The organism is Mesorhizobium sp. LNHC209A00 (assembly GCF_000502915.1).
Lineage (GTDB): Bacteria > Pseudomonadota > Alphaproteobacteria > Rhizobiales > Rhizobiaceae > Mesorhizobium.
Genome location: NZ_AYWT01000015.1, coordinates 79,647 through 86,906 on the forward strand (window position 1 = coordinate 79,647; position 7,260 = coordinate 86,906).

Genomic DNA, 7,260 nt, shown 5'->3' on the forward strand with positions numbered 1-7,260 from the left:
GGTCTAACCCGTCACCAACTTGGCGCATTAACCTGCGTTAATAGCTGGTCCGTAACTTCTGCTCGTGACGCGAGCGACTTCCGACACGACACCATAGGCGGCGGAGAGATCGAATTGCGCCAAGCGTCGGGAGAAGGGCTCGACCTGACCTCCCGTGCGCCAAAGAGCGACCAATTCCTTGCTAAGCTGACCGGTACTCCAAGTTTCGTCCACTACGTCCCTTCCACGAAAGCGCCTAGACAATGATTACGGATTGGACTTCTTGCGTTGGGTCCCAACCGCGTGGAGATGGAGCGCTCGGAACACGGCCGAGTGGCCCGGCGTAGCCACCCCCATTTTCATTCCCAGTTGATGCATGCGACCGGAAAGCCACGCGACCTCGATGGGTTTCCCTCGTTCGAGGTCATTGGCCATCGAGGATTTCACGTGCGGGGGAAACGCGGACCATCTCGTCACGACGCGGCCCACGAACCCCTCGGCCATTGGGTGGCCGGCCGCTGCGGCTACCGCCATCCCTTCATCACGCAACTGTTCAATGAGGATACGCGCCTCCGGATCGGCTAGGATCGGACCGATGCCCGAGCGCATCAGCGATGTTCCTCCCGAGAAGGCGGCAAGCGTTACAAATTTCTCCCAAAGCACTTCGTGATGTGTGCGACTGGCTTCAGCTCAAGCCCGATGGCACGATCACACAGCTCCTGCAGTTCCTCGATGACAGGATCATGTTGGCCGCCGACCAGGATGTGCGGCAGCCCGCCTGAATGAACGATCTCGCCGGGTTTGTTGATGAAGCCAGAAAGATAAGTAGCCCCACCGATCACGCGGTCGCCCCCAACATGACGACCAAGAATTTTGACGCTGTCGATGCCGTTTTGCAGCGTACACGCGCGTATTATCGGCTATGAGTGGAGCGATCGACGCAGCGGCATCCTCGCTGTCGTAGAGCTTCACTGCAAAGATCACCAAATCGACGGGTCCGATATCAACCGCCGCTTCGCTCGCGGACACAGGCGTAAGAACAAAGCTGCCGAGATCACTCTGGATCCGCAGGCCGGCCCGGAGCATTGCGGCAAGGTGTGCCCCGCGAGCAATGAAGCTCACGTCGCCCCCTGCCTGGGCTAGCCTGGCGCCGATATATCCGCCAATGCCCCCCGCTCCCATCATTGCAATCCGCATGCCGTCCCCTCGACGTCAGCTTCGCCATCGACCCGTCCAGCGCTCGGACTGATCGGTGAGCCCGCAGAATATTAGCAGTTTCCGAAGTAACCAACCAGTTCGCAGGTCATTATTACAGGCCTGCAGTTCGCAGGCCTTCGATATATCTGGCACGGTCCTCTGACCGTATCAGGGGGTGGTATTTTTCGACCCAGTCGATGCTGAGATTCGGTTGTAGACGTTTGCATTCGACGAGTCCCTGTCGTGCGGTTTCCAGATCACCGGCTAGTCCTGCGGCTGCTGTGAGTGTGCGCCAAGCGGTTCCAAAGTTTGGTCTCATCAGTACGGCCCGACGTTCAGCTCTTACCGCCTCGGCGTAGCGGCCGGCGACCAGATGGCAAAGCCCTTCGACCGAAAGATTGGCTGCTTGGGTATGATCAAGGGGACTCAATCGTTGCGCAATTTCGAGCTGACGCAGGCCATCTTCAGCAAGCCCCGCATAGCCGTACGCTACCCCTAAGATTATGTGGACGAATGCAAAGTTCGGGTTGCGCTGCAGTGCCTCGTTCAGTTCCTCCACCGCCGGCCCAAATCGTCTCGAAAACGCTGAGATGTAACCTGCCGCGAAATGGGCCCATGCGTCGTCGGGATCGAGGTCTATCGCACCCTGGGCAAGCGCGAGGGCACTGGATATGCCTGACCCAAACTCCAGATTGCCGGAAATTACACGGGTGGCGAAGGCCCACGCGAGTAGGCTGCGGGCGCGACCGTAGTGGGGATCAAGCTCAATCGCTCGCTTCAGGAGGTTGATGCCGGTGTCCTCGTCCTGGATAACCCATGTCCAGATATAAGGCATTGCTCGTACGACGCAGCCCCACGCATCGAGACTCTCCGGCGCCTTACTTTGAAGGCGGAGGCGTTCAGCTGCGTAAATCTGCGGCTCTATCGCAGCGACAACGCTGTGAGTGATTTCGTCCTGCAATGCGAAAATATCAGAGGCGGGTCGGTCGTAGCGCTCTGCCCAGATGTGATTGCCGCTGGCCGCGTCGATAAGCTGGCCAGTTACCCGCAATCGCTCACCCGCCTTGCGGACGCTGCCTTCCAGTACATAGCGCACATTTAGCTCGCGCGCGACCTGACGGATATCTGGCGCCTTGCCTTTGTACGCGAAGGACGAATTGCGCGCGATAACGAAGAAGCCTCGCAGCTTGGATAAGGCGGTAATGATGTCCTCCGCGATCCCGTCGCCGAAGTATTCCTGTTCGGGGTCGCCGCTCATGTTCTGGAACGGGAGGACAGCAATCGATGGCTTGTCGGGCGCGGCCAGTTTTCCAGCGAAAAGGTCGGGTGCCGTCGGCTCTCTTGCGGTGTCGCGGTTTAAGGCTACGCGATAGACTCGCACCGGCCGTGCAATGTTTTTGAGTTCTTTGTCGCCGATATCCTCGAAATCGACTTTCAGCTTGTCCCGCACTTGTTCATATGCCGCAGCCGACAGGCAAATACCGTTAGGTTGGGCGACCCCTTGCAGACGGGCAGCAATGTTGACGCCGTCGCCCATCAAGTCGCCGTCGCTCTCCTCGACTACATCGCCAACATGGATACCTATGCGGAACTCGATACGTCGATCAGGGGGCACCCCGGCGTTGCGCTCGCTCATGGCGTTCTGCACCTCAATGGCGCACCGCACGGCGTCGACCACGCTGCGGAACTCGACAAGGGTTCCGTCACCGGTGCGTTTCACCACGCGCCCGATGTGTACCGCGATGGTAGGATCGACTAGGTCGCTGCGGAGTGCCCGCAGGCGCGCGAGCGTCCGATCTTCGTCCAAGCCAGCCAGTCGGCTGTATCCGACGACATCGGCGGCCAGGATCGCCGCAAGCTTGCGGGTCTCGCTCATTTGCCCCTCCTTCCTCCGACATAGCACAGACTCAGGAGGGCTGCTTCATTTAGATCGGCTCGACCGAGAGTCGCCTCGGGCCCGCGCTACCACACAACCGGCATGTATACTTCCAGGAGGGCCAAGGACGGACTGCCTGAATGACAAGTATGCCGGCCGCAGATACGCGAACGGCGGCTCTCGGCGAACTGGGATCTTAAGCGAGGACCCGGTTTGCGCCGCCGGCAGTGCATGCTCGCATTCGTGGTAGGACTGGAATACGCTCGCCACCGGAGCTTCGACCTACGGGATTCGGGACACAAGCATGGAGCGACGCCTCGCCGCAATTCTTGCTGCCGACGTCGTCGGCAACAGCCGCCTCATGGGAGCCGACGACCTTCGTGGCCAAAATGCCGAATGACCCCGACACCGACCTGGCCGGAGGCAGCAAAATCGAACCCCACAACAATGCGCGAGCCGATTTGGTTGGCGTAACAACTATCCGAATAATAGCTCCGGTCCACGATCAGGAACTCGGGACGATAACGTTCCGGATAACCGACTGGCACCCGCCCATCGATGGGGTGGCCCGCGCTGGGTCGCGTGCCGGATCTTCGGCTCTCTGCTGGCGACCTCATATCTCCCCAAAATAGCGAGCACGCGCCTGATCGTCTGACGGCGCCTCTGGCCCTAGTCCCAACGCATCCGGAACGCGCGTCGGATCGCGGGCAAAAAGCGCGAAGGCATGCTCACGTCGTTTATCAGCTGCCTCTCCGCATTCGAACAGCAAGGCTGTCTGCATCGCCTCCAAGTTTCGCATCCGGCGGTAGAAATCGTCATGGTCTCTGGCATAGGCCTCCGCCGCTGATCGCCAACCAGAGCTCTCCTGCAATCGGTCCCTCAGCAGTCGGACATCCCGAAGTGTCCTCGACAGGCCTCTGCCCCAGGCAGGGTCAGTGGCGGCCGCAGTATCGCCGACCAGAACCACCCCATCGCGAAAAGGGCCATCAACCCAACGATGTGATCCTTCGAAGCTGGCGAACGGACCTACCTGCCGTGCACGGTCGAACCAATGGCCGGGCGCTCCCACTGCCTGAAGCTGCCGTATCATTTCATCTACGGAGCGGCGGCCGGAAAGACGCTTTGGCAGCACGTCCTTGTGGTGGATGAGATAGATTCGGTTGCGCCCAGGGGCGATGCGCATCGCGATCACCATTCGCCCGCCTTTGGGATCGTAGAAAAGATTGACAGTGTTCGCCGTCGGCCTCGCCTCGCGGGCGAGGAACTCCGAGCAATTAACGTCGCCCTCCAGAACCATGCCCGCCGTAACGAGTTGCTCCGGGTCGTGCCGCACCTCGAAGCCGAGAAGCGACCGCAGCCGTGAATCTCGGCCGTCCGCCAAAACGACGAGGCGGGCAGAAAGTCCTTTGACATCGCCGCCAATATGAACCCGTGGCACGTCTCCAAGTGTCACTGCAGAGGCCACGTTCCCGCGCTTAACCTCGGTTCCCAGCATTTCGGCATGTTTCAGGAGAACTGCTTGCATCTCCGGGTGAGGAAACGTCAAGCAGCACGTGGCAGCCGGAGTCGTCGTAAGCAGATTCCGCACCACAGGCGATGAGCCATTTGTGAAACTTGAAAAGTAGGTTGTCTCGATAGCGCAGCTTTCTAGAAGCAAATCGTAGATGCCCAGGCGTTTCGCCTCGAGACTTCCCCAGGGCATCAGAACCTCGCCCCGGATCCGGTCCCTGAACTCTTCTTGCTGTTCGATGATAAGAATCTTGCCGCCGTGGCCGGCAAGCGCGATGGCAAGCGAAGAGCCTGCCAGCCCGCCACCGACAATGATCAGGTCATAGTCAACGCTGACCACGTTGGACGATGGAGTTTCGCCGTTTTTCCCGTCGGGCATGGCTCGCGCTGCTCAATATTCGCAATTCCTAATATGTTGAGCCTACGACGCTTCCAAGTCAAATCCCGGAGGCCGGCCCGAGCTTGCTCTATGCCGCCGGGCCCCATACTGGATCGCTGGCGTTGGACGTGTCCTGGATAAACCCATGAAAAATGGGCGCCACAAGAATACCGCTCATTTGGGCAGAACGACTTGGTCGTCATTCCGTTCGTCATTCGTGAATGGGCCGGACTTGCTAAATTAGCAATGGCAACTCCAGCGGGGACGCCAACGGAGGCCCTCTCATCCTGATGGAGTGAATTAAATGAAAAGATCTGATGAAGCGTCGTTGATCGTGACGCACCAGAAGTGAAGTCCGATTTGGGCCGAAAGCTGCTTGTCCGCTTTCAGGACGAAGTTACCAACAAGCGGCCGTTCCGTTGACGACCCCATGCGGTGTAGAGAGCAGACGCAATAGACGGCCCGATTGAGCCCAATCCAGTCGTTCGATGCAGTCAGAGATTTAGGAGTCCTGCACGGCGGTGCTGCTCCTGGTCTGCGCGTCGACGCATCGCCGGCTTAAAGCTGCCAGGGCGTTTTCTGTTTCAACCACTCCGACCAGAAGGCTTTCGCCGCTCCTAGCAGGTCTTCCCGCGTCCGGCCGATATCGCAGATCAGGTGGTCGTCATGCCTGGCGAGAATGTCGCGGTAGACTTCCGCGTCGTGTGGGGACCTCAACCGGTTCGTCTCGTCAGCGGGGCGAGATAGAGGTTGGATAGTCAAGAGGGGTGTCACTGCACTGGTCATTGTTGCCGCCACAAGTTTGGTAGGCGGAAGATAGCAAGCCGGTTGACATTCGAGAATTGAATAGTGATGATTGGTGCTATCAGCAACCGTGATACCCGAGGCAGGCAATGCTACATCCGCTGGACCCTGAGTTGTTGCGCACCTTCCTTGCCGTCGCCGACACCGGTACCCTCACCAAGGCAGCCGAGACCGTGCATCGAACGCAGTCTGCGATCAGCATGCAGATCAAGCGGCTTGAGGAGGAGATCGGCACGCCGCTCTTTCTGCGCGGTCCGCGCGGCGTCACGCTGACGCCGAAAGGCGATCAGTTGCTTGCGAATGCCCGGCGCATCGTCTCGCTCATTGACGAGACGACCGCATCCATGGGCGCACCGCCGCTCATCGGCCGGGTTCGCCTCGGGATTCCGGAGGAGTATGGCGTTTCGGTATTGTCCCCCGCCCTTGAAGCGTTCGCGAAGGTCCATCCCGAGGTCGAGGTCTCGTTGCGCTACGGCAGATCCAAGCAAAACAAGCAGGCCCTGGCGGCTGACGAGCTCGACGTGGCGATCGTCTTCGAGTGGCAGGAGTTCACTGACTGCGAGGTTCTGATGACCGATCCCACAGTCTGGATCACGTCCGATGCTCACGCCCTACACCAACAAAGACCTATCCCGATCGCTATCTCCGACGACCCGCATTGTTCGGATTTCGCCGTTCGGCTGCTCGACGTCCGGGGCCTGCCTTACCGGATTGCGGTTCGGTGCTCTACCATTGGAAACCTCGCGGTGGCCGTCCAGTCCGGGCTGGCAATTGCGCCGTTCTCGCGCAGCAACATTCCCATCGGCTGCCGGGAACTCACCCTGGCCGATGGCTTCGGTGATACCGATGCCGCAAGGGTGGTGATGCACCAAAACATGCGTTCGGGCGGACAGGCCGTCGAGTCCATGGCGCGGGCCATTCGCAATGCGTTTGCGCGCTCGGCGATGGCAGCCTAACCGATCAGACAGCGCCGCGCAGATCGATCTATTGGAATCCTGCCGGAAGGTCCGAGAAAGGCGCAATCCCGCTGGGCTGCTTCTGATGGGAACGGGGCCGGAAGGTGTCCGTGAGCTTTCGGGATAATCGCGTCGATAAGCCGGCCTTCCGCTTCCGGCCCAATCCGGTTTTTTCTTAGCATCGCTTGAACGGCAGGTTAGCGCCCGAATTGCTGCTTGCGCCTGGTCACCGGATGTTCGCCCGTCGCAAGAGTCAGGCGAGGAATTGAGCCTTTGGCGAGTAACACTCGCGACTGCCAAGCGTAGCGATTTCAGAATTACTACTTTGGAACGAGCGTCTCGAGGCGACGTACGTCATCAGCGGCCTCGGCCAACAGCCAGTTCCGGAATGTCGTGATTTTGGGCAGCATCGACGTCGCCTTGGGACACACGATCCAATAGGTCTTGGACAATCGCAGAGCCGTGGCGAACGGTCTGACGAGCCGCCCGTTGATGAGGTCCCACGCCGCAAGCGTCGTGCGGGCGAGTGCGACGCCCTGGCCGTCGACAGCGGCGTCTAT

6 protein-coding genes and 1 pseudogene are annotated in these 7,260 nt (G+C 59.8%); 1 reads left to right on the forward strand and 6 read right to left on the reverse strand.

The genetic code is table 11. From position 1 onward, the window contains the following. Positions 1–246: 246 nt before the first annotated feature. From X739_RS1000000170735 to X739_RS141350, 5 genes and pseudogenes are all read right to left on the reverse strand, one after another. Entirely contained in the window at positions 247–588 is a 342-nt protein-coding gene (locus tag X739_RS1000000170735) for a ketopantoate reductase C-terminal domain-containing protein (RefSeq protein ID WP_023795728.1), read from the reverse strand. Between the two features lie 32 nt (positions 589–620). Then, complete coding sequence (locus X739_RS1000000171395) at positions 621–821, reverse strand: hypothetical protein (protein ID WP_348625775.1); 201 nt, start codon at positions 819–821, stop codon at positions 621–623. 94 nt (positions 822–915) lie between these two features. Next, positions 916–1,176: pseudogene (locus X739_RS1000000171400) on the reverse strand (2-dehydropantoate 2-reductase); the annotation flags it as partial. A gap of 112 nt (positions 1,177–1,288) precedes the next feature. Then, entirely contained in the window at positions 1,289–3,052 is a 1,764-nt protein-coding gene (locus X739_RS141355; RefSeq protein WP_023795731.1) for an adenylate/guanylate cyclase domain-containing protein, read from the reverse strand. A gap of 613 nt (positions 3,053–3,665) precedes the next feature. Next, entirely contained in the window at positions 3,666–4,940 is a 1,275-nt protein-coding gene (locus X739_RS141350) for an NAD(P)/FAD-dependent oxidoreductase (protein ID WP_051410626.1), read from the reverse strand. An 893-nt stretch (positions 4,941–5,833) separates the two neighbouring features. Between X739_RS141350 and X739_RS141340 the strand changes: the two genes are divergently transcribed. Next, positions 5,834–6,700, forward strand: coding sequence for a LysR family transcriptional regulator (locus tag X739_RS141340; protein ID WP_023795735.1), 867 nt, complete (start codon positions 5,834–5,836; stop codon positions 6,698–6,700). Between the two features lie 320 nt (positions 6,701–7,020). On the opposite strand, the gene X739_RS0135345 is transcribed toward X739_RS141340, so the two are convergent. Continuing rightward, a partial coding sequence (locus X739_RS0135345) for a LysR substrate-binding domain-containing protein (protein ID WP_031252325.1) occupies positions 7,021–7,260 on the reverse strand: 240 nt, incomplete at its 5' end.